21 protein-coding genes are annotated in these 24,005 nt (G+C 31.6%); 9 read left to right on the top strand and 12 right to left on the bottom strand.

All coding sequences use genetic code 11. The features are described from left to right. Nucleotides 1–495: 495 nt before the first annotated feature. Both pheT and pheS read right to left on the bottom strand, forming a co-directional pair. Entirely contained in the window at nucleotides 496–2,916 is a 2,421-nt protein-coding gene (gene pheT / locus LS73_RS02275) for a phenylalanine--tRNA ligase subunit beta (protein ID WP_034557925.1), read from the bottom strand. Beyond that, nucleotides 2,916–3,944, bottom strand: a complete 1,029-nt coding sequence (gene pheS, locus LS73_RS02270) for a phenylalanine--tRNA ligase subunit alpha (protein WP_081955558.1) — start codon at nucleotides 3,942–3,944, stop codon at nucleotides 2,916–2,918. The genes pheT and pheS overlap by 1 nt, the downstream gene beginning before the upstream one ends. Nucleotides 3,945–4,060: 116 nt before the next feature. On the opposite strand from pheS, the gene LS73_RS02265 reads away from it, so the two are divergent. After that, complete coding sequence (locus LS73_RS02265) at nucleotides 4,061–4,399, top strand: histidine triad nucleotide-binding protein (RefSeq protein ID WP_034557924.1); 339 nt, start codon at nucleotides 4,061–4,063, stop codon at nucleotides 4,397–4,399. A gap of 296 nt (nucleotides 4,400–4,695) precedes the next feature. Then, nucleotides 4,696–4,884 carry a hypothetical protein gene (locus LS73_RS02260; protein ID WP_147277591.1) on the top strand — a complete coding sequence of 63 codons (189 nt, stop codon included), beginning with the start codon at nucleotides 4,696–4,698 and terminating at the stop codon, nucleotides 4,882–4,884. Between the two features lie 1,316 nt (nucleotides 4,885–6,200). On the opposite strand, the gene LS73_RS02255 is transcribed toward LS73_RS02260, so the two are convergent. Next, on the bottom strand, nucleotides 6,201–7,844 hold the full coding sequence (locus LS73_RS02255; protein WP_034557921.1) for a methyl-accepting chemotaxis protein: 1,644 nt from the start codon (nucleotides 7,842–7,844) through the stop codon (nucleotides 6,201–6,203). 75 nt (nucleotides 7,845–7,919) lie between these two features. Beyond that, entirely contained in the window at nucleotides 7,920–8,324 is a 405-nt protein-coding gene (locus LS73_RS02250; RefSeq protein ID WP_034557920.1) for a pyridoxamine 5'-phosphate oxidase family protein, read from the bottom strand. A 68-nt stretch (nucleotides 8,325–8,392) separates the two neighbouring features. On the opposite strand from LS73_RS02250, the gene LS73_RS02245 reads away from it, so the two are divergent. After that, on the top strand, nucleotides 8,393–8,977 hold the full coding sequence (locus LS73_RS02245) for a hypothetical protein (protein ID WP_034557918.1): 585 nt from the start codon (nucleotides 8,393–8,395) through the stop codon (nucleotides 8,975–8,977). Between the two features lie 190 nt (nucleotides 8,978–9,167). On the opposite strand, the gene panB is transcribed toward LS73_RS02245, so the two are convergent. After that, the gene (panB, locus tag LS73_RS02240; RefSeq protein WP_034557917.1) at nucleotides 9,168–9,968 is read right to left on the bottom strand and encodes a 3-methyl-2-oxobutanoate hydroxymethyltransferase; all 801 of its coding nucleotides are present in this window, start codon (nucleotides 9,966–9,968) and stop codon (nucleotides 9,168–9,170) included. A 168-nt stretch (nucleotides 9,969–10,136) separates the two neighbouring features. On the opposite strand from panB, the gene LS73_RS02235 reads away from it, so the two are divergent. Continuing rightward, nucleotides 10,137–11,837: an ATP-binding protein gene (locus LS73_RS02235; RefSeq protein ID WP_104692132.1), complete on the top strand. Its 1,701-nt coding sequence runs from the start codon at nucleotides 10,137–10,139 to the stop codon at nucleotides 11,835–11,837. 66 nt (nucleotides 11,838–11,903) lie between these two features. Further along, on the top strand, nucleotides 11,904–12,560 hold the full coding sequence (locus tag LS73_RS02230; RefSeq protein ID WP_034557916.1) for an META domain-containing protein: 657 nt from the start codon (nucleotides 11,904–11,906) through the stop codon (nucleotides 12,558–12,560). Between the two features lie 603 nt (nucleotides 12,561–13,163). Here LS73_RS02230 and LS73_RS02225 read toward each other — a convergent pair. Beyond that, nucleotides 13,164–13,775 carry an outer membrane beta-barrel protein gene (locus LS73_RS02225; protein WP_081955557.1) on the bottom strand — a complete coding sequence of 204 codons (612 nt, stop codon included), beginning with the start codon at nucleotides 13,773–13,775 and terminating at the stop codon, nucleotides 13,164–13,166. A 521-nt stretch (nucleotides 13,776–14,296) separates the two neighbouring features. On the opposite strand from LS73_RS02225, the gene LS73_RS09810 reads away from it, so the two are divergent. After that, nucleotides 14,297–14,455 (top strand): hypothetical protein, encoded by a 159-nt coding sequence (locus LS73_RS09810; protein ID WP_158654945.1) that lies wholly within the window; start codon nucleotides 14,297–14,299, stop codon nucleotides 14,453–14,455. 327 nt (nucleotides 14,456–14,782) lie between these two features. On the opposite strand, the gene LS73_RS02215 is transcribed toward LS73_RS09810, so the two are convergent. From LS73_RS02215 to LS73_RS02195, 6 genes are all read right to left on the bottom strand, one after another. Further along, a complete protein-coding gene (locus LS73_RS02215; protein ID WP_034557915.1) occupies nucleotides 14,783–15,028 on the bottom strand; it encodes a DUF697 domain-containing protein in 246 nt (81 codons plus the stop codon). Nucleotides 15,029–15,539: 511 nt separating this feature from the next. Beyond that, entirely contained in the window at nucleotides 15,540–15,626 is an 87-nt protein-coding gene (locus tag LS73_RS10585; protein WP_407918753.1) for a hypothetical protein, read from the bottom strand. Nucleotides 15,627–15,643: 17 nt separating this feature from the next. Then, nucleotides 15,644–15,778, bottom strand: coding sequence for a hypothetical protein (locus LS73_RS10420; protein WP_267891664.1), 135 nt, complete (start codon nucleotides 15,776–15,778; stop codon nucleotides 15,644–15,646). A 276-nt stretch (nucleotides 15,779–16,054) separates the two neighbouring features. Beyond that, nucleotides 16,055–17,728: a tRNA nucleotidyltransferase/poly(A) polymerase family protein gene (locus LS73_RS02205; RefSeq protein WP_034557914.1), complete on the bottom strand. Its 1,674-nt coding sequence runs from the start codon at nucleotides 17,726–17,728 to the stop codon at nucleotides 16,055–16,057. A 7-nt stretch (nucleotides 17,729–17,735) separates the two neighbouring features. Beyond that, complete coding sequence (locus LS73_RS02200) at nucleotides 17,736–18,392, bottom strand: LysE family translocator (RefSeq protein ID WP_034557912.1); 657 nt, start codon at nucleotides 18,390–18,392, stop codon at nucleotides 17,736–17,738. An 18-nt stretch (nucleotides 18,393–18,410) separates the two neighbouring features. After that, nucleotides 18,411–18,989: a hypothetical protein gene (locus tag LS73_RS02195; protein ID WP_034557911.1), complete on the bottom strand. Its 579-nt coding sequence runs from the start codon at nucleotides 18,987–18,989 to the stop codon at nucleotides 18,411–18,413. Nucleotides 18,990–19,289: 300 nt separating this feature from the next. Between LS73_RS02195 and LS73_RS02190 the strand changes: the two genes are divergently transcribed. The 3 genes from LS73_RS02190 to purU all read left to right on the top strand — a co-directional run bounded on the left by LS73_RS02190 (nucleotide 19,290) and on the right by purU (nucleotide 23,425). Beyond that, nucleotides 19,290–21,503, top strand: a complete 2,214-nt coding sequence (locus LS73_RS02190) for an NADP-dependent isocitrate dehydrogenase (protein WP_034557910.1) — start codon at nucleotides 19,290–19,292, stop codon at nucleotides 21,501–21,503. Between the two features lie 85 nt (nucleotides 21,504–21,588). Continuing rightward, complete coding sequence (locus LS73_RS02185) at nucleotides 21,589–22,482, top strand: hypothetical protein (protein ID WP_034557909.1); 894 nt, start codon at nucleotides 21,589–21,591, stop codon at nucleotides 22,480–22,482. Between the two features lie 115 nt (nucleotides 22,483–22,597). Beyond that, entirely contained in the window at nucleotides 22,598–23,425 is an 828-nt protein-coding gene (gene purU / locus LS73_RS02180; RefSeq protein WP_104692131.1) for a formyltetrahydrofolate deformylase, read from the top strand. The last annotated feature ends 580 nt before the right edge of the window (nucleotides 23,426–24,005 follow it).

The following is a 24,005-nucleotide window of genomic DNA, read 5'->3' as shown; positions in this document are numbered from 1 at the left end:
CAAATTCCTTATCATATTGAGCCGTAGGTGAAATATCTCTTTATTATCCTTTAGAGATTCTTCAGTCATTTCGCTATTATAGATATGACAAGATATGGATACTTTCGTGGCAAATGTGGGAATATTCTAGAATCTGCTCTACTAAGTCGGTGATTTTATAGATTGTCCTATAATAAAGCAATTAAAAGAGTAAATTGCACCACTTAAAAGTTGTGAGGATAACAAATAAAGCTGTGCATTCTTAGCTATCTTTAGTATTCTTGGCTAACCAATAAAGCTTTGTTTAGAATCTTAAGTAGGCTAATCTAACACAAACGAGCAAAAGGAAGTTCTGTGCTCTGATAATGGAGGCTAGAAAATTACCTATTAGATTTTAGTATATTTTAACAAAAGGCAATTTATCTCCTGCTTCAAGAGGTGAGAGTTTTGCTTAGTATTTCTATGATAAATTACCATTTAAACAAAAACAACAAACTAAAAATCAAGTCTATATTCCTACAATCTAAGTTCTGCGCGAAATTTATTTTTAAGAGCATCTAGTATTTTATCTAGCACATCTTGCATTTGAGATTCATTTAGTGTTTCTAACATAGATTGGAATATAAAGCGAATACTTAGTGCGTGCAAATGACTATCAAAGCCTAAGTGCTCAAATACATCTAGAGGATACAAGGCTTTTATAATGGTAATGTTATGTTGTGATATTACGTTATCTATCTCCTTGCGAATGGCATTAAAGCTTATAGACTTATCAATCACAATTGTTATATCTCTCTTATTTACTTGAAATCTGGAGAATTCACGCGCTTTATTATGATGATTAATCTTAGCAAACAAAGCTTTTACATCAATCTCACAAAAGAACACGCAATCAAGCTTATATTGTTTAGCGATATTTGGATTTAACTTAGAGATTATACCTAGCGATATGTCATCTTTTACAATATTGCCGCTTTGATAGGGGTGAATAAGCTTATTGGTAATAAATAATGGCGATACATTGGTGCATGAAAAATTTCCAATAATACTACTAATTTGCCTAGCAAAAGAATAAAAGCTAAGATTTATACCCTTAGGATTTGGATAACTTGGTGAAATTTCATAATCACTTATCATAAATGCTAGTCGCAATAATGGCTCTCGATTAGAATCATAAACATATCCTATCTCAAAAAGCTTCACAACCTCATAGCCTAGTTGTTTATTCTTGATAACTGATTCTAATAAATGCGGCAATAATGACGGACGTAATGTATTTAACTCGATTGTGATTGGATTTAATAGATCCTTACTTGGATTTAAAGTCTCAAATCCTAATTCCTTAAGCTTTGTAAGGTTATCAAATATATAATGAATGCACTCCATATAACCATGCGATAAAGCCTTCTTGCGTAAATCTCTAATATGTAGATACTCTACATAGGCACTATTATCCTGTTTAATAGGAGAGATAATTAAATTCTTTGGCACAACCTTATCAATACCATAAAGCCTTAACACTTCCTCTACAACATCTTGCGAATTCTTTATATCATTTCTAAAACTTGGTGGCTGAACGATAAAAAAATTATCATCGCAAGTGGCTTGTATCTTAAAATTAAGTCGTTTTAATATAAAAGCTATCTCCTCTTTAGAGATTTCATTACCAATACAATCACATATATAGCTAAAAGTTACTTGAATATTAATAGGCTCTGCGCCACGACTTATCTCATGTGTGCCTGAATACAATGCAACATCTAGCAAATTTAAGGTTGAACAAAGCACATTCATACCTAACTCCAAATCTGGATTGCTACCATGAGTAGAGCGATGCAATACATTATCATCAAACCCACTTTTATCTTTATCATAAACTTTGCTAGCTATTTCCTCCGCATCAATAAAGCTAGCTTCAAGTATAAATGTGCGTGGATAATCATGTGTTTCTTGGCTATATGAAGTTGCACCTATAATGTTTAATAAATGCAAATCACACAAATTAGTATCTTTCTTTATCTCAGAATACACACTCTCTAAATCATCTTCATTTTTCTTTATTATAAGCTTTGCTTCTGTAGCATTGTGAGATATATGTTTAGAATCCATAGGATACGCATTAAATATAACACCACTCATATAGCTAGCATACTCAAGCATATCAGCTACAAAATCATCTTTATATCTACCAACAATAGCTAATGTCAAAGAAATAAATAGCGGCGTATAAGATTCCTTAATCTGAACTATTCGATACATAAGAGATGATCGCAAATCCCCATTTGGCACTACTTGCAAAAATCTACCAACCCCAAGTGCTGTGCTAGGCTCTCTTGGAATAATATTTTTTACTATTAAATTAAAAACACTTGCTATATCTCTTGCTACTCCTAAAACGCTTAAGCAATCTCCCCTATTTGGAGTAATAGATAATTCCATTACAAATTGATTAAAAAAAGGATATTCGCATAATTCCTTTCCTAGTATCAACTCACCAATGCTTGAATCTAACTCCATGATGCCATCATTAATCTTTGGTAATCCTATTTCTGTGCTAGAGCAAATCATACCGCAACTTTTTACGCCTCGAATCTCACTATTGCTAATAACTACATCATCTTTAGAATCAGATTTAACAGAAGGCAAAATAGCCCCATCTAAAGCTAAAGCTACAAATTGATTAGCATTTACATTTCTTGCTCCGCATACAATTTGTAACACCTCCTTGCCTATATCTACCTCGCATATACTTAGTTTATCAGCATTGGGATGTTGAGATTTTTTTAATACTTTTGCTACTACTACTTTTTTTGGAATCTTAATATGATATTGCCCTTCTACTTCTAGTCCAATGTTATTTAATGTCTTAGCTAAGATTTCCTTATCAATCTCATCTATTTGAATAAACTGCGAAAGAACTTCATTTGTAATTATCATTAAAACTGCTCCAAGATTCTTAAATCTGTTTCATAAAAACTACGTAAATCATTGATACCCCATTTAAGCATAGCCAATCTTTCAATACCCATTCCAAAAGCATATCCACTAACGCCATCAAGCTTGACAGCCTTAAAAACATTGCTATCTACAACACCGCAACCTAGAACCTCCAAATATCCCGTATGCGAGCATACCTTACAGCCCTTTCCATCACAAAACATACATGACACATCTACTTCTGCGCTAGGCTCTGTGAAAGGAAAGAAAGAGGAGCGAAAACGTACATTTACTTCTTCTCCAAATATATGCTTGACGAAATCCTCCAAGATATATTTAAGGTGAGCAAAGCTTATATGATCGCCTGATTCTACCACTAAGCCCTCGCATTGATGAAACATAGGAGAATGTGTTACATCATAATCGCGTCTAAAGGTAGGACCAGCACAAATCATTCTAATTGGAAGTTTGCTAGTCTGCATAGTGCGAATTTGTGTAGGAGAGGTATGTGTCCTAAGCAACATGGAATCTTTAAAGTAAAATGTATCTTGCATATTCCTAGCGGGGTGAAACTTAGGAATATTTAACGCCTCAAAATTATGAAAATCATCTTCGATAAATGGACCATCTTGCAAAGAGAAATTAAGCCCTATAAAATAGTCAATAATCATGTCTCTCATTTGCGCTATGGGATGTCCATGGCTTTGGAATCCTCTAGCATAAAAAAGACTAGAATCAATTTTTTCTTGTTTTAGTTGAATTTCTAATTCGTATTGGAATATTTCTTGTTTTTTAGCTAAAAATTGCTCATCAAATCTCTTTTTAGCTTGATTGATTTTAGTTGCTAATTCTTTCTTTCTAGCTGACTCAACGCTAGATAATTCACTAAAAGCCTGTGTAATTAGCCCATTCTTACCCATAATTGAAACCCGAAAAGCCTCTAATGATTCTGAATCTTGTATTGATTGCAGACTATAAAGCTTGTCATCTATTAACGCTATTAGTTGTTGCAATGTTTGTTGTTGCATGGATGTCCTTTTTGTAAAAGAGCTAATTTTATCTAAAAACTCACATTTTTGGATAAAATGACAAACCTTGATAATAGATTTATAATTGCGAGGAATTGATTATGGAGGAGTTGATTATGAGGGAAAAGACAATTTTTGAAAAAATAGTAGATAAAGAAATTCCATCTAAGGTTGTTTTAGAAGATTCTGATTTCTTAGCTTTTCATGATATAGCACCAAAAGCACCAGTACATGTGCTAATCATTCCTAAGAAGTGGATAAAGGATTTTAATGGCATTGATTCGGAGCTTATGGGAAAAATGAGTGAATTTATCCTAAAAGTTGCGGATGTTACTGGCGTTAAAGAAAGCGGATATAGATTAGTTACAAATATAGGTCCAGATAGTGGACAAGAAGTCCCACATTTACATTTTCATCTACTAGGCAAGAAGAAATTAGACGCTAATTTTGGATAATTAAGTGTCGCTATATTTTAAATCATTACTAAATATTAATTTAGCCTTATTTAGCCAATCATTTGGTTTTGCTAAATTAATTAAATACTGCTTCACTAAGCAAACTTATACCTACCTTTCAAATAGATTTTCTTTTGCTATGTTGCGCTAATTTTCATATTAAAAATCTTATATACTTTATCATGCTAAGTATAAATATAAGAATATAAATCTTCACATAAAACTTAAAAGCTATGAAATGAAGATAAGGCTAAATATAACCATAAATACAAACACAGAGCATGATGAAAGAAAATATGAATAGTAAATCGCCACTATTTAAAAGCTGTGGGGATAACAAACTAAAGTTAAATATTTTTAGCCGTTCTTATATATCCTTAGTTATTCTTTGGCTAACTCTAAAGGCTTTTGTTTGGAATCTAATGTTTAGAATCCAAAATTTAGAATCTAAGTATCCTAATACTAATCAAAGAGACCGAAAGTAGCTTCTACGCTAAGCTGGAAAATTCAGCAAACAAAATAACCAAAAAGTAAAGACTCTATGCTCCGCTAAAAACAAGTAAAAGAGTTTTATTGCCCCCTAACAAGGTAGACAGATAGCCCATATTAAGGAAAAGACAAAAAGCATTCTAACAAATATTAGACTTCAATTTTGCCCAAGAGAATACGCAGATAATTATAAAGAACATAAACCGTATAAATAACGCCAAAGCAATTTATCTCTCACCTTTAAAACTTTAAGAGCTTCAATTGCTTAGAGGTTTTTATAAATACTCCTTAAATACTCTAAACCCCAACAAGCAGAACCTAGTTATCTTTAGCTGTTGGGATTGAATGATTTGCAATAGAGTATTTTATATAGTTGTAAATTATTTTTGATTGTATGTATAAACTTTTATAGTTTTAATGCTATTGTCCATACTACAAGAAAAGAATCTAAAGAGATGTTTCGAAGTTTATTCCTCAACATGACAAAAGCAGATCGTCATGTCTAAGCTTTGCCCACACTTGTCATTCTAAATGAGCAAAGTGACTGAAGAATCTCCTGTTCTCATTAGCCAAAGAATCTAAAATATAGAATCTCAAAATCCAAACAAAAGAGATATTTCGCTTGTTTCACAAGCTCAATATGACAAGGGTGATTATCATTGTGATTCCAACTCTTCTTGTCATGTCTAATGTTTCGGGGTTTATCCCCAAATATAACAAAGAGGTAATGACTTAAAAATTTATAAGATTTAATATCATTTAGTTTAAACACCTTAATATTTTATCATCATAGATAATACTTAAATTGTGCAAAGTATTTGTTGCGATATTTGGAAATGGTTATTTGATTGAGTTTGTAGCTTAGTAATAACTCTCTGTGATAATGCATTTTTAATGTATTCGCATTATCATAAATCTAGCATTTGATAGCCTTGATTACCAATTAGAACTTTGCTTTGATGCTACTTTACTCGATTGCATATTTATAGAATCTTTTTTAAATCTTTGTTTCTTTTACTATTGATTTTGTTGGGGATTAAGGCAAATATAAGCTTGATTACAGATGAAGCGTTGATGATAGATTACATATAAAGCCCTTAGTTATTTGTATTTGCTGCTTTATATCATACTGCTTTCATAGCGAAATTACAGAAAGTATAACTAAATGTGTAATTAAATATATTGAATTTAGTTTAGCTATGTTTATAGTGCCTAAATAGCGGAGCAAGCAATTTATCTACCACCTTTTGAAGTTAAGAGCTTCATTGCTTGGGAGTTGATAAAAACATATTACAAAATGCTAAAGCAAAGTTTATAGTTTAAAATGCTTAGTATGTTGTTTTAAAGTTCTAGAAATTGAACTAAGAGATTCTATAGTTTGAGTTGTGCTATTTAAAGCCTGCGATGTATGCTCCGACAAATCTGAAATATTTTGCAAACTTGTTGTAATCTCTTGCATCGCATCTTCTTGATGTTTGGAGGAAGTGTTTACCTCTTGAGCCTTTGTTAGAGAATCTCGGGCTTGGGATTGTATTTCATTTAAAATACTTACAGAATCTGCAATAAATTTCTGCCCTTTTTCTATCTGTGGAATGATAATTTCAATAGAATCCACAGATTCCGTAATGCCTGATTGTATAAGCCTAATAATCTGGAATATCTCATTTGTGCTATGAGCCGTCCTTTCAGCAAGCTTTCTAACTTCATCTGCAACAACTGCAAAGCCCCTACCATGCTCACCCGCTCTTGCTGCTTCTATTGCGGCATTTAGTGCTAGTAGATTGGTTTGATCTGTAATCTCTGCAATAAGATTGGCACTATTACTTATAGCAATGGATTGCTGTTGTAATGCTTTTATATTATGTGATGAAGTATTAATTAAATCTGTAACCTTAATAATTTCCCTTTCTGTGGCCTGTATAGCTTCAGTGCCCTGCATAGATAAATCAACACTTTTTGTGGCATTTTCCTCACTTAACTGTGCTGATAATGATATTTGCTTAATAGACTCATTAATAGCATAAACTCTATTTGCGATAGATTGAGTTAGTTTATTTTGCTCATTACTAGCACTTTGAGCTTGATTTGAATTTGATAAAACCTTATCAGTAGATTCTGTAATGTCATTTGATAAATTCATAATAGATCTAATCATATCATGCAGCTTATTTTGCATATCAGCAACAGAGGCTAACATGCTTGTTTTATGTTTATAGTTAATTTTATGACTTAGATTGCCACTAGCTATCTCCGATACAATTTGAGAAGTTATATGCGGTTCACCACCAAGTAATTTTGAAAATTTACTAATTACTATAAAAATGACTGAAATACCAATTACTAAGCTAGCAAATAATAAAAACAATAATAAAAAGCTAAACGATTCAACAGACTCTCTCAAGTTATCTGTTAGTGTGTCGCTTAAAGATTCTTCTAAATCTATAAGCACGTTTATCTTAGATAACCATGCTGTAAACAATGGAGCTAGCTTTCTTACTAAATTATTGACATCATCTTCACTAGCACCAGCTTTCTTATTTCTAATTAGCTCCTCTATGAGTGGGTTTGCTTGTTCCTTAATCTGCTGTATTTCTTTTATGATTGCGGATTCTTGGCTTGTTAGGAGATTTGCACTTTTAAAATTAGAGTTCATTTTACCTTCGGCTTCCATGTATATATCCTTGAGCCTTTTAATATCACCCTCAAGTTGATTAACCTGTGATAATTCTTTAGCCAATGCTACATCTCTAACATCAATAGATCTATCATGCACGCTTCCTCTCCAGTTAATTGCATATCGTTGTTTAACTAAATTTACATCATTAATTTGATATAGGATATTTGCAACATTGCTTGCACGATATAAACTTAGAGCAACAACAATACACAAAAAAAACAATAAGATTCCAAAACTCAAAATCAAGATTAAATTAACGCTTAATTTTTGCCCACCCATTATCTACTCCTTAATTTAAGATTTACATAACAATATACGTAAAATATTTTATTCTATAGTGAGAATGTTTCTTATTTAAAAGCGAAATATTTTTCTATTACCTTGCCTATGGATTTCAGCATAAACATTAGACAAATAAAATATACTCATCATATCATCATCTGGATCACTAAATCTTGTATTTCCTTTGCTAATGAATATCTTTTTGACTGCTATATCATTATTAAATACTGCATCTGCCATTATTCTTATCCAACTAAAGTCATTTGCACAAACGCAAATGCAAATTCGTGGATTATCTTGCAATTGAGAGAACATCAGCTTATCATTGCCTACGCAATACCAAATTTTATTATCTACAATAATTACGCTACCAACTGGTCTTGATATTGGGTTATTATTAAAAGAAGTGCTTAATATCTGAATATTGTTTTGTTCTAAGAAACTAGCAACCTCGTGAAATTCTGAATCTTTATACATAAATGATCCTTAAATAGTTTTTTGTTAATATAATAATTATTTTAAAAGCTTAATATTATAAGGTAAAGATGTTAAGAATAATAATACTTTGTTTATGCATTGCAAATTCAGTATTTACTGTAGCCAAGAATTATGGCGGCAATTACGATTGGCGTATGTTAGGTGGTGGTCCGCTACAAGTTGTATCACTTCATATAGGAAGCCATAGTAATTTATCTAATAATGGTCATACAGGATATAGTATTGGTGCTAGCATTGGATGGAATTACTTATCTAGCTTCTATGGTTTATTTAAAAGGATTGATCATGTCTTTGATATGGGCTTTAGAATCAAATATGATTTCATACAAGATTCATTGCAAAAGCATAATGTAGGAGCAGAGCTACAATTTCATTTTCCATACAGCACTAGCAATGCTTTTAGGAATATCCCACAACCAATATCTGGAATAATTGGAGCTGGATTGGTATTTGCATATAAAGATTCTATGTCTAGTAGCATAAGAGGAAATTATATGGAAATTGGAATAGGATTTATAAAATTCCTACCATTTAATATGAATATCACATATCGCTGGAGTTTTTTCCCAAATAATCAAAATAATCTTTTACGAATTGAAAAAAGCTTGCATGTCATATTTACAATATTTTAATTTAAATTGCTTACTTACCAAACAAGAACATATATTCATGTTGGATATTTGCGAATAAAATATCTTAATTTACATAATTTTAGACTCTATAATTACTATTCTACAATAATAAAATTGACTTTAAATTACGAAATACACAACACTATGCTTAAATCTAAAACAATAAAATACTATATCTTAAACCAAACAATCAATAGCTTTCTTTTTCGCTAGGAAATCTACCTAATCTTATATCATCTGCATATTCCCTAATAGCATATTGCAACATCTCCTTACCATTACAATATCTCTTTACAAACTTAGGCTTAAATCTATCAAAAAACCCAAAAGCATCACTCCATACTAGAATCTGCCCATCGCAATACTTTCCAGCACCTATACCAATAGTAGGAATATCAATAGATTCTGTGATGCGCTTTGCTATGTCTGTTTTGATTCCCTCGCATAAGATTCCAAATGCACCAGCTACTTGTAATTGCTTTGCAGTTTCTATTAAAATCTCCGCTTGAGTAGCATCTTTACCCTTTATCTTGAATCCACCCTCAAAGCGCGCATACTGTGGCATAAGACCAATATGCGCCATTACTGCTATCCCCTCATTACATAATGCTTTGACAATTTCAATCTTGTCTAAACCCACTTCAACTTTAATCGCATCTGCCCTAGTCTCTTTATAAAATCGCAAAGCGTTTTTCAAAGCTATTTCCTTAGTTGCATAACTGCCAAAAGGCATATCAGCAATAACAAAAGATATATTCACACCATTGCAAACAGCCTTTGTATGGTATAGCATTTCTTCCATTGTAGCACCAAGCGTTTCATTATCACCGCCAAAACTCATTTTTAGGCTATCGCCGACTAAAATAATATCAACCTCTCCATCAAATATAGATGACATAAGAGCATCATAGGCTGTAATTGAGACAATTTTTTCTGATTTTGCTTTTTTTTCTTTGATGTCATTGATTGTAATTTTTTTTGCCTGTTGCATAAAATCCCCCCTTTATGTTAAAATTTGAAAGAAAGACGATAATTTTAAATTCTACCACAAAACGCCATAAACACAAATAAAGCTATATCGTAATTAAAATACATATTAAGTAAAATCATAAGATAAAAACGATATAATTAACTATTGTTACTTTATTAGGGGACCTAGGTGGAATTTCTCATTGATTTCTTTACTAACGAAGACATAGAAAATACTAATTTATTTCCTCTCCTAAATTGCTCCAAACATGAGGCAGTATTGCTTAGAGAGATGGTTTATTGTTTTTTCAAAGGAGAAAATTACATAGAGGTCTCAGCATTTTTAGAAAATCTCTACTCTGCTAGGGAATTTGAGATTTTGCCATATCTTAAAGAAATTAAACATTTGGGTGAATTGGGCTGGATTAGTGGTGCTGATGTTGATAGCACATTAGAGCTTCGTAATGCCAATATTTCACTTAGTTCGACATTTTTATGCTTACTTGAAAATGGGCAGATTTTACGAAGTCATATTAAGGCAAAAAACTATAGAAATGCCCTTGAATATCTTCAAGATGAATGGAATAAACTTGAGTGTATATTGCAATGCAATAATATGCCAGCCTTAAGCACCAATGATTCTTTACTAAGGGCATGCAATAGCTATATTATAAAGCTTGAAAGCATAATTAATAATAATCTAACAAAAAATACCAAAAAGCTAAAAATATTGAGATGTTTTGAAAAATATCATTTCAATAAATATGAAAAGCTTATATTCTTATTATTAGCCCAAGCACAATATAATGGTCTATATGGACTAGCAATAAAAGAAATTATCCTACTAGGAAATTCAGAAGAAGAAAAAATCACTATTCAACAACTCCTATCACATAGATCTAAGCTAGTAAAGCAAGGTTTTGTTGCCTTCTCGGAATCATTTGGAGAATTTAGCTTTATGGAGCAAGAAGCATTTATACCACACAGTATCCTTAATGCACTAATATTTGAGAAAAATAACCACAAAATCAATCTACAAGATGAAGTAGACAAAAGCGAAATATTTGACTATATAGAGCCCAAGAAAGGATTAGACTTCATAATACTAGATGAGAATCTAAAGCAAAGATTTAAGATTTTATTACAACATCTAAACCAAAACGTGCATAAAAAACTAAAACTATGGGGCATAAAAGAACATGACATAATAGATTCTAAAATATTATTATATGGTGACAGTGGCACAGGTAAAACTAGTAGCGCATATGCACTAGCAAAAGATCTAAACCAAAAAATTTTAAGCCTTGATTGCTCTAAGATTTTATCTATGTATGTAGGAGAAAGCGAAAAAAACGTCCGCAAGATATTTGATGAATATAGGCAAATTACAGACAGGATCAAAGACAAACCAATATTGCTACTTGATGAGGCAGATCAGCTACTTTCATCAAGAGGGGAAATTGGCAATGGGGCTGGTAGAATGTATCATCAAATGCAAAATATATTCTTGGAACAGATAGAAAAATTTAGAGGCATTCTAATTGCTACTACAAATTTTGTTGATAGCCTAGATTCTGCATTTTCTAGGAGATTTCATTACAAGATTCGCTTTCAAAGACCAAATAAAACACAAAGAACAATGATATGGGAGCTTCATTTGCCTAAGAATGCGCAATTCTCTCAAGAACGTAAAGAAATATGCCAAAAACTTTCTGAATTTGATTTAAGCGGAGGACAAATAAAAATTATAGTAGAAAATACATGCTATAAGGTAGCTGTGAGGAAAGATTCTATTTTTTCATATAATGACTTCTATGAAGAAATAAAAAAGGAGCAAAATGGAGATTTTGGTGTAGGTAAAAAAATGGGCTTTATATCCATAGCCACATAAAAACTTAAATGATAAAATTAAATTGCATTACACTTATGAATTATTAGATGTATTAAAGGTTAGGCGTTGAAAAACAAAATATTACATATAACATCATTGATTATAGTGGCTATGGTAAGCGGAGGCTGCTTTTTCTTCGCAACAAAGAACATATTTGATAAAAGTAGCTACGATATTGTTAAGCTAGAGATTGATAACCGAGTATTGCTTAGCCCGCAAGAATTAGCAAACCAAGCTAAAAGCAAGATTAATATAGGAGATAATAAAAATAAACAAAATATAACTTTGGATAATAATTTTTTTCTTAATCCATACGAGAGGGCTAAGCAAAACAGGAACGCTGCTAACAATGATGTTAATCTAGCTTTTGAGCAACTAAAACTAAGGAATCAAGACGATAATAGCGAAGAATTCGAGCAAACATCAATTGATGAGTTAGCCAAGATTAACTTTAAATCTACATTTAGCCTTGACAAAACACAAGATGTATTGTATGGCAAAATAGGATGCAATAATTACACAGCAAAGTTTTTTTGGCAAGACTCCATGCGCATAGTGATCTCTGGAGGGGCTAGCACTAGGAAACTCTGTTATCCAAAAGAAGTAACTGAATTTCAAAATAATTTTATGCGCAACCTAGATGGAATTTACACAATCACGAAGTTAAGAAATCGCAAGGGATATGTATTAAACAATGGTAGAATGAGGATCTACTTAAAGTAGAACATTCATAAATATCACTTCTTTAAAACAATGAACAAACTAAAACTAAAAGTCAATATTAAATATATGTTTTATATAACTTTCAAACAAAATAAAAGCAACAAGAGAATTAAAGGCTTTACATAAATTAATTATAGCAATATAGTGTAGTATCTTAGATTCTATAAAACGATATGAAACAGCAATGTGCTGGCGTAGCGATGCTGGATCCTGAGCGACTAAATTCTCGCAGGTATAAACATCTTTAATAATTTTGTTATTTTGAGCGTAACGAAAAATCTATTTTGTCATATATGAAGTCAAGGAAAAGTGCTTACGCTATATGCGAGCATAGAGATTTTTACATAACTTTAGCTAAGAATGACAAAATATTTCGTTTAGAACGACAAATTAACATTATCATTTATGATAGTTTTGTTTTTAAGTATATTGAAGTAATATTATAAGCTTAGATTAATGAGCTTTTTAAAAGATTCCATGCCATCGCTCCTAAAGCAAGGCATAAAATAACAAAAATATAATATAAATGTTAAGCTATAGATAATATCATAAGTTTAGATTTCAGAACTCTTGTAATATGGTGCTAGCAAATAAACTTAGATATTAGAATATATATGAATATCCCACATATATTGTATGAGGATTTGTAGCTAACTTTGTGTTTCCTCTTGTAAATTTCGCTGCTAATGTCTGAATCTTACCTCCTATTTCTACCTTGTGAGATCCAAATGTAGTAGCTACACCTAAGTTAATTGGAATATTAAATCCATTATATTTCTCATTTTTAAATTTATTTCCAGAGTCTACCGTAATACCATATGCTAAACCAAATCCAATAAACGCGCCAAGTGTCCATGAATCGCTATTGATAAAATTTACTAATGCATCAGCATTTAAAGCGAAATTATGGAATCCAAACCTATTATTAACTTTGCTAAACTTTGCATTAACACTAAGATCGTAGCTTAAATAACCCCTTACTCCTAGCATTGGCGAAAAGAACTTCTGATAACCAGCCTGAAGACCTGCATTAAATGTGGCAACATGTTGAGATAGATCTTTATTCTTTGTGCCATTATTATAAATTGACCATCCAAGTGCAACTATACCAACATGCCCGCCTGCAAATACTCCACTTTTTTCTTCAGCAAGCGCAACATTACTTAGAGTAACACTTATTAATCCACTAACTACCAAATATTTTATTATTTTCATATAATATTCCTTTATTTTAATGTATATGTATTTAATTTTTATCCATTTGAATCATAAAATATAAATATAGCAACTCTATAATCAAATAGAAAATTATCCCACCCACCCCTCACTAAAGAAATTGTTATTTCATGAATTTAAATACATAAAAATAACATTAATACAAAATATAATACATGTATATTATATATTTAATGTAAATATATCAACACTATTTTGCATATGACATTGTTATAAAAGCTCTAAATATTTTTTCCGCTGTTCATTTATAATAAGTGGAGGGATAAGATCGTTTTGAATAGCTTGGTATGCCATAATAAGTCTACCTGTTCTTCCATTCTATAAGAGAATGGAAGAATCTTTTCAAAACTCATACAAAAATAGGATATAAAAAAGTAAATTCTCTAATTCTTGAGCAATAAGGTGTGATAATGTTAATTTACTTACAAACCTATAATATTTGCCCGATTTGTCCTCTTAAATGGACAATATAAAATAAAGCTACAAACATTCCTACAATAATGGCAATAGATTCTAGGAATCTAATAGAAGTAATCAAAGCAATAAAAGATATACTTGGACATCATACACCAATTACGATATTTGCAGATAATGATAAAAGCGAGGAAATAAGAAGGATTAATATTGGATTAGAGAAAGCATCAGCAATACAACAATAATTTAACAATTTTAAACTCCACTTTTTAACATAAATATATGGATTCCCTTATTATTGTTCGTCATTGTAAGCATGCATAAAATTCGTGGCAATTCTTGGCTTAAAGATAATCCCTATAGAATGCCACAAGCTTGTTTAGCTCAACAAAGCAAAAGTTAAAACTTCTTCAACAGCTCTTTAAAATCAAAGTCTTTGAAATATGGAGCAAGAACATTAGAATCAAGGTCAGTAATGATTCTTTGAGATGTTCAAAATTATCATCTAAATAAGCAATATAAGCATTCCCCATTGTATATGTTGTTACCCCCGCTACACCAGCATTTAAAGCTCAGCCTAAAAAAGTGCCGAAAACTGGAACAAATTTTAAGAATGTGCCAAATGATATTCTTACTCCAAATCCAAGCACTGCAACACCAGCTAGTGCAAGAGTAATCTTTTTGATATTTTCCTCATTCATTTCTAGCCCATAAATATAGCTAATATGAGCAATCATTGCCATTTGTGCAGGCAATAAAAGAGCAATATCAGCAAAAGGAATGGGGGGGGTAGAGCACTCCTGCAGCACCTGTGGCATATTTTGTTATAACTGATGGGGCTGATTGCTTCATAGCCTCTCTTCGGAGTTTTTCATCATAAACTTGCTTTTGAGCTTCTGGGAGTAATGTATAAGTCTTTTTACCAAATTTTTAATGACTATTACAGGGATTTTAATGCCATCAAATTTTAATTCTACAGATAATGCATGCACTCTTTGAAAATAGCTTTCTTAATTTTATGTTTAATAGCTTCTTCACAACATCAGAAAACTTTTCTCCTTTTTGGATTTTTATCTTGTGTTGCTTTAGTGATGACTACAATGGTATGCCCCTGTGTATATTTGTTTAAAATATTATAAAGCTCCTTTTTATCATCTTGCACGCGTCTTAAAGGCTCTGCAATGCAAAGCCAAGCGATATGAATCTGCTCATCAATCTCTTTTACTTGCTGCTCTTTTAAAAAATTTTCAATCTTTTGTAGATTTTGCTTATAGTCTTTAGCTCCAAGCCTTTGGTGTCAAAAATGCGAAGATTATCAGATTTGTATTCTTAAATTTTTTGGGTAATAGACGCACCATGCCCCGTTTGTGCAACTTCTTTGCCAAAAATGGCATTAATCAGCGTGCTTTTGCCCACCCCTGTCTTACCAGCTATTAAGACATTGAGTTTTGCTTCTTGCTCTTTAAAGCATCAAAAATACCTATAGCATCCTTAAATATTTTACTCCAATCTGTTGGCTTTCCTTCACTAGAATGATTATTTTGAGAATGATTATTTTGTTCAGCCATAAATCCTTCTTATTAAGATATTTGGAGTTCTATATATAAGCTTAAAAGCTAGAGTTTTTAGAGTAGAATACACAAGAGTCTTACTGTGTTCTCTGTGGCAAAGAGTTGGGCAAAGCGAAGAATCCCTTGCATAATAAAGATATTTTGCAATAAATAATGTATTGCCAACAACCAATTAAACTTTAATGGTGAACATTTATAATTGAAGCTATTAAATCTACAAGTTAAAATACATCACAACCTTGCATGTTTTATAAACAGATACAAAATCATTTCTTAATTCCCAATAGATATAATCATTTCCCTAGCCTTATCTAATAGCATATCTCTCATTGATGAATATTCTGTTTTGCTATATATCTTACATTTAGCTTGCTTGCTCACCATATTTTGCTTCATAGCATAATATAAAAGTTCATTCAAGAGTTTACCTATCATTTTCTTATCATTAATGCCTTGTTTATCTAATAAATACATTATATCATTGCCATCAATTGGCAAATGTAAAAGCAAAAAACACTCGCTACTTTTAATGATATCATAGCTCTGAATTTCTATATATTCTATATCAGCTATGCTATAGGCTTTACTAAATTTAGGTTTATCTTTAAAACTAGATTCTTTGCTTTTAGAGTCTTGCTCTAAAATATTGATAGCATATTTGCTTATATCCATGCCTTTGTATTTATGCAATTCAAAATCTTCTATTTCAATATCAAGGCTAGTATTTTGCAACTCTTCTAAAGCCAAAGCCTGCGCCTTAAGCATTTGCAAATAATGCTTAAATATTATCTCACCAGCAAAACCTAAACTTTCTTTAATCTCAAATCTACTACTAGGAAATGACCTATTTTGTAAAGCTAAAATCTTAGATATATCTCGCAAAGTCTTGGAATCATAACGCATCCTTTTTAGTGCAGCTAGTATATGCTTAGAATCTATGGAGTAAAAAAATATTGCCAAACGAACATTCAATATATTAGGCGCATGACTTAGGGCTAGCATATTTATATAATATTGCTGTTTGCTCATCAAAGATAATTCAGGATAGATTATCTCTAAAACCTGCCTATAATCTATGGCAATCGATGTTACATGACTTCCAAGTAGCATAATGTTATATTCGTGTAAGATTCTTTCCTTAGAAATATGGGCTAGATTCCGTTTACATGCGATAATAGCAAGTTTTGTATCTTTGGAAATATCAAACCTTGGTTGCAATACTGCTCCAAATCTCAATGCACGCATAATCCTAAGAGCATCTTCGCTAAAACGCATGTTGGCATCTCCAACACATATAATTTCTTTTTGCTTTATAGATTCTACCCCACTGAAATAATCACAAATACGCATATTTATATCACAATGATCTTGTGTAAAATATTCTTGCGGCTCTTTAGAATCATCATCTTGAAGTATAAAGGCAATGGCGTTCATACTAAAGTCCCTACGTGCCAAATCCTTTTGCAAGCTAGTAGTAAATATTACATTATCTGGTCTGCGACTATCGCTATATTTGCCCTCTATGCGATAGGTAGTTATCTCTATCAAACCAACATCATTAGTAAAGAGAGGACGTATTCCAAGTGTGCCATATTTTATTCCTAGTTTAATAATTTTAAAATAAGCGTTATAGAATCCAAATATTTCTAATACTTCACTAGGTTTAGCGTTTGTAGCAATGTCCCAATCCTTAGGAGTGAATTTTAGCTTAGTATCTTGTAAGGTGTTTAAGATAGTTCTCTTACTGGTTTCGTGTAGCAAATTATGATTTATAAAATTTTTGCTTGAAAAGTCTTGATTTGGCATATTTTTATGATGTAAGATTCTACAAATGCTATCACGCACATATCCACCCACAATACAACCCTCAAATCCATGAAGTCGCAAAACTTGCAAAATTCCAATGAGCGCATTAGGAATACTAAGTTTAATTGAATCCAAAACCATAAAAATCCTATATCATAGCAAAAGCATTGTAAAAAAGAGAAAAACCAAAAAATACAAATAATATCCCACAAATCCTATCAATGATAGAAAATATGTTTGAATCAATTCTCTTCCTAAACACACCTATAACAAAAATCACACTTAAGAATCCACAAACCAAGCTAGCATATAGCACAACTAGGCTAAGTTCTAGATTCTTACCTATGAATGGAATGATTATAGTTGAGAAAAATAGTATTGCTTTTGGATTAGATAGGTTTATTATCAATCCTTTTAGATATGTATCTGGGCTTTGAGAATCTTTATCATTCTGTCCTATTTCTTGAATAATAATGGGGCTATTTTGAGCTTTGTCAACATCATTACTATTAGCATTACCTAGCTCATCATGATTTGATGGTTTTAGCAGCAAATAAGATAAATATAACAAATACATGCCGCCGCAAAAGCTTAATAAAATCTGTATTAAGCTAGCACTAATTAAATGAATAAAGCCAAAATAAATAATACTAAGGAATAATAGCCAACCAGTAGCAATACCAAGCAACACCCTTATGGCACTATATATACCAAACTTTAAGGTATTATGCATTACAAGCAATATATCTGGACCTGGAGTAATTGCTCCTATAAATCCAACTATAAATATACCAACAAACTCCATAAAATATTACCTTGTATTCTAATACTCACCATATCCTTCTATATTAAGTCGCTCATTTGGCTTTGGACACTCAAGAAGGATACTAGCTATACCATCATTTGGAATCTCATTCAAATCAACTAGAATTTCTGGATTGAAATTCCTTTGTGCTTCAAATGAACGCGATATGACAAGAGAACATAAAGATAGATTTTTAGGCATTGGATCTATTTTGTAAAATGCGCCTCCAATATGTGTTACTTTATACACATTAGGAGCTATTCTATCATATAAATTGGAGTTATTGCGAGAATAACGATATGAGGTAATCGTGTGATTATTGGAGCGAAAAATAGTATAATTTTCACCATTATACATACCCCTTGACATAATTGCACTTGATCTATCTGGATTTAGGGCTGATTGTGGAATCTCAATAACAAGACCATAAGGTGTATTTTTCACAAAGGAGCTATCAAGTGGAATGACATTTGATGTCATGAAAATTAGAGATCCTCTATTCTTACTCTTTTGATATGAATGATTCTTTTCATTTAAAAAGCTATCAGCATTCAAGCTTACAAAACTTATGCAGAACAAAATAAACAAACGTATCATAAACACACCCATACAATGCAATTTGACTTAAGACAAAGCAATTAAGATTCCAATTAGTGATATAAATCAAATTATAAACTTTAAAGGCTTATCATAAATACTTAAATGACTGTACATATAGCTTTATTTTTAGATTTCACATTAATTATTCAAATGATAAATTTATATAATCACATCTAAATATACAAGTTTGAATAAATACAATCTATAGAAAGGCTAATTTTAAATAGCAACTAAACAAAACTATTTCTGATATAATATTAATTGATTTTATAGATAATTAAAAATAAGGACATAAACATGAAAATTACATATACGCTAACAGATGAGTCTCCTGCCCTAGCTACTTATTCATTTTTGCCAATTGCTAGAGCTTTTTTACAAAATGCCAATATAGAAATTGTTACTTCAGATATTTCATTATCTGCAAGGATATTAGCACAATTTTCAGAATCCTTAAACCCAGATCAAAGAGTTGAAGATTCTCTTAGCATATTAGGAGAATTAGTTAAAACGCCAGAAGCAAACCTAATAAAAACTCCAAACATTTCCGCCTCCATACCGCAGCTTAAAGCAGCTATCAAAGAGCTTCAAAATAAGGGCTATAATATTCCAAATTTCTTTGATGACCCGCAAAATGACTCACAAAAAGAAAGTAATGCAAAATATCAAAAGGTGCTAGGCTCTGCAGTTAATCCCGTTCTAAGACAAGGAAACTCTGATAGACGATCAACCAAAGCTGTAAAATCTTATGCGCAAAAAAATCCCTACAAGGTAGCTAGGTTTAGTAAGAATTCTAAAAGTTGTGTTAGCTATATGCAAAGCGGGGATTTTTTTGATAACGAAAAAGCCATATTGGTAGAATCTCCCACTACTGCCAAGATTGTTTTTCAATCCAGCGATGGAGAGAGAAAGATTCTTAAAGAAGGCATAAAGATAGATAAAAATGAAATCCTAGATGCTACATTTATGGATACAAAAAAGCTTAGTAAATTTTATGAAGAGCAGATTGAAAAATGCAAGCGTGATGGTATTTTATTTTCTTTACATCTCAAGGCTACTATGATGAAAGTAAGCGATCCTATATTGTTTGGATACGCAGTTAAAGCTTATTTCAAAGATATATTTGAGCTGTTTGGAGATGAGTTGTCTAGACTTGGGGTTAATGTTAATAATGGAGTAAATGAGATTCTAAATAAGATAGAATCCTCTCCTAAAAAAACAGAGATATTAGCTAAATATGATGAGATATTAAAGAAAAGCGCAAAGATTTCTATGGTGAATTCAAGTAAAGGCATTACAAATTTGCATGTTCCAAGTGATGTCATTGTAGACGCGTCCATGCCTGCTATGCTTAAAAATGGTGCTAAGCTTTGGGATAGCGATGGAAACGAATACGATGCTAATGCTGTAATACCCGATAAGACCTATGCAACAATATATGAGGCTGTATTAGAAGATTTGCATAAAAATGGAGAACTTCAACCAGCTTCACTAGGCAGCGTATCAAATGTTGGACTTATGGCAAAAAAGGCACAAGAATACGGCTCTCATGATAAAACATTTGTAGCACCAAAAGATGGAAAATTTATTATAGAGGATTCAAATGGAAATGCTCTACTATCGCATGATGTAAAACAAGGCGATATTTATCGCGCAAATCAAGCAAAATTTGATGCTGTTCAAAATTGGATTGACTTAGGCATTGAGCGAATGAATGTTACTGGGGATAAAGCTATATTTTGGCTTGATTCTAAACGGGCTAGTAATGCAATAATGATTGATTTAGTCAAAGCTAGATTGCAAGAAATATGTAAACACAAAGACGTTGAGATATTAGCACCAAAAGAAGCTTGTTTAGAGTCATTACGAATTATTCGTAGCGGAAAAAATGTTATATCTATTACAGGTAATGTATTACGTGATTATCTAACAGACTTATTCCCAATTTTAGAGCTTGGAACAAGTGCTAAAATGCTTTCAGTAGTTCCTATGCTTAATGGTGGAGCTATGTTTGAAACAGGTGCTGGAGGTAGCGCGCCAAAGCAGGTAGAACAACTAGTAAATGAAAATCATTTACGTTGGGATAGTTTAGGTGAGTTTTTGGCATTACAAGCAAGCTTAGAGTTTTATGCTTTAAAAAATAAAAGCACAAAAGCAAAGGTTCTTGCAAATGCTCTTGACATTGCCGTTGGAGAATGGTTAGATAATAATAAAGCACCATCTCGTAATGTTGGAGAAGATGACAATAGAACAAGTCATTTCTATTTAAGCCTATATTTTGCAAAAGCTCTATCTAAGCAAAGTGAGGATTATAGTATTGCAGCATTCTTTAAACCAATATATGAGTCTATGGAATCAAATCAAGAAACAATACGCAATGAATTTAACAGTGCACAAGGCGTAAAAGTGGACTTAGGTGGATATTATAAACTTGATGATGATAAGGCTATATCTATCATGAGACCAAGCAAAACATTTAATGACATAATCAACAGAATATCAAAGCCTTAAAGCTTTGATATTAGCTTTTATTAACTTGAATTGGTTACATTGCTTTTCTAAACTTAGGTTAAAACTTGTTCTTAAGGGGTTTTATATGAATTACTTTAAGCAATGCTTGCTTTGTGCAACTGTAGCTTTTGTTGCGCAAGGAATTAGCTATGCGGCAGTTTTTCCAGATTTCATAGACTATTTTAACGAAGAGATGGAGAAAAATACTAAGTATGGTGCTTGGGGATATAGGCTTAGTGCTGGAACGCAATACTATAGTTATAAGGAAGTAGATGGAGACAATAATAGACTCATGAAAATATCTGGGGCTATGGCTGGATTTGATACAAAAGTAACTAATAGTTTCTCTAATCTAACGCAATCTATATCAGGGGGGTATTATAAAAGCATAAATACCAAATATGAAGGACAAGCATGCACAATAACACCAAATACACAGCAAAAAAATTGCTTCCCATACAATGCAAGCTCGAATGATTACTATTACTTTACAGAATATATTATAAATCCACATATAGTTATCAGTAGGGTTCATGTTGGATTAGATATAGGAGTTGGTTATCGATTTGCATATAATAAATATAACGATCCAAATGCGTATAAACGTGAACAACACTACGTGTATTATTTAGCAGGGCTAAACATTGGAGCTTTCATTGGTTCTAAGGTTTCTATTACGTTGAATGCCCAATACAGGCGACTCATTAGGGGCTGGAATAAGACTTATATGACTGATATTGGATATGATTCCGATCTTAACTTTGAACAAAAAAATGGCAGCGGATATGCAGCTTCTCTCATGCTATCTTATAATCCAAATAACAAATATTCGATATTCCTAAAAGCATATTATCAATACTGGAATATTTTGGAATCAGATGTAAAAGATGGCTACAAAAAAGGACAATTCATAGGGAATTATGTAGAGCCAAATAACTATACACATGTTATCGGCTTAAATATAGGAATTGGATTGTAATTACAGCCAGATAATATAGACTTATATACTATTAGTAAACCCAGCTTGGGCAAATTGCGGAATATAAAAAGCAAACAACATCAAATCAGAAAGTAAAAATACATAATATTAAGCTATGGAACTTGTAATTCTAATTAGTGCAACCGATAGAAAAGGACTCATCTATAATATATCTTCAGTTCTCTATGAGCTAGGACTAAATATAGAACGTAATGATGAATATGTAGATAGGGAAAATTTACGTTTTTTTATGCGCACACATGCTTGCGGCGAAGTAGATAATAATGTTTTATATAAACGGCTAATTGATATTTTGCCTACAGATAGCATGCTTAAAATACAACCACTTAGCAAGAAAAACATCATTATCCTTTGCACAAAGGAAAATCACTGTATAGGAGACCTACTCCTAAGACATGATAGCGGTGAGTTAAATGCCAATATAAAGGCCATTATAAGCAATCACAACATATTGAGTCCATTGGCAGATAAATTTGGTATACCATTTTTTCATATCCCATCTAATAATCTTAGTAGAGAATCTCATGAGGCAAAAATTTTAGAAGTTATCAAATTTAATATAGATTATCTTGTTCTTGCAAAATATATGAGAATCCTAACAAGTAATTTTACAAATCATTTCTATAATAAAATTATTAATATACACCATAGTTTTCTCCCTGCATTTATAGGTGCAAACCCTTATAAACAAGCATATGAGCGAGGAGTAAAGATTATTGGAGCAACTGCACATTTTGTAAATGAAAATCTAGATGAAGGTCCTATTATAACGCAAGATATCATTCATATTAACCATAGTTATTCTTGGAGAGATATGCAAAGGGCTGGACGAGATATTGAAAAGGTAGTTTTATCTCGAGCCCTTAATTTCGCTTTAGAGGATAGGATATTTGTATACAAAAACAAGACAATTGTATTCTAACAAATAGATAACTATAGCTTTTGCAATAAACTTTTAGTTTATATTTAATTTATACTAATTTAGTGATTCTTCAAACAAGAATTCAGTAATGAAGAAATGAAAAAGACTTGAAACTACAAAAGGCTTTACAAAATACCGCTTTTTGTCATATTGGATATGAATACAAAAATTATACAATTTGGGCAATATTTACAAAAAAAAAAAAAAAAATAAAATATACATTCAACACAGTAGTTTAACCATTTGCCATTACAAAATATGAGTATAAGCCACTAAAACAAAATGAAAGGTAACTCAAAGAGATAAGCAAGCTTATTCATAAAATGGGAATAAAATCTAACAAGGGTTTATACTTGCGCTTATAGTTCTAAAGGTAGAGATAGTATGTTAATAGCAGGAAAGTGATAACGCCAATACTTTAAAGCCTTATTGTAGATAGATATTTGAAAAACGAGAATCTTAAGAGGATAATTATTATAGCTTGAGTGGTGAGTTTAAAACAAATTCAACGCTCATTGAAGCAAATCTAAAATATAGTAAAAGATTTTAGAAAAGAGTAAAATTGATAAAATAAAAGCAA

Origin of the sequence: Helicobacter muridarum, from assembly GCF_000765805.2 — a bacterium.
GTDB lineage: Bacteria > Campylobacterota > Campylobacteria > Campylobacterales > Helicobacteraceae > Helicobacter_A > Helicobacter_A muridarum.
This window is presented reverse-complemented; position numbering and strand designations above follow the sequence as displayed.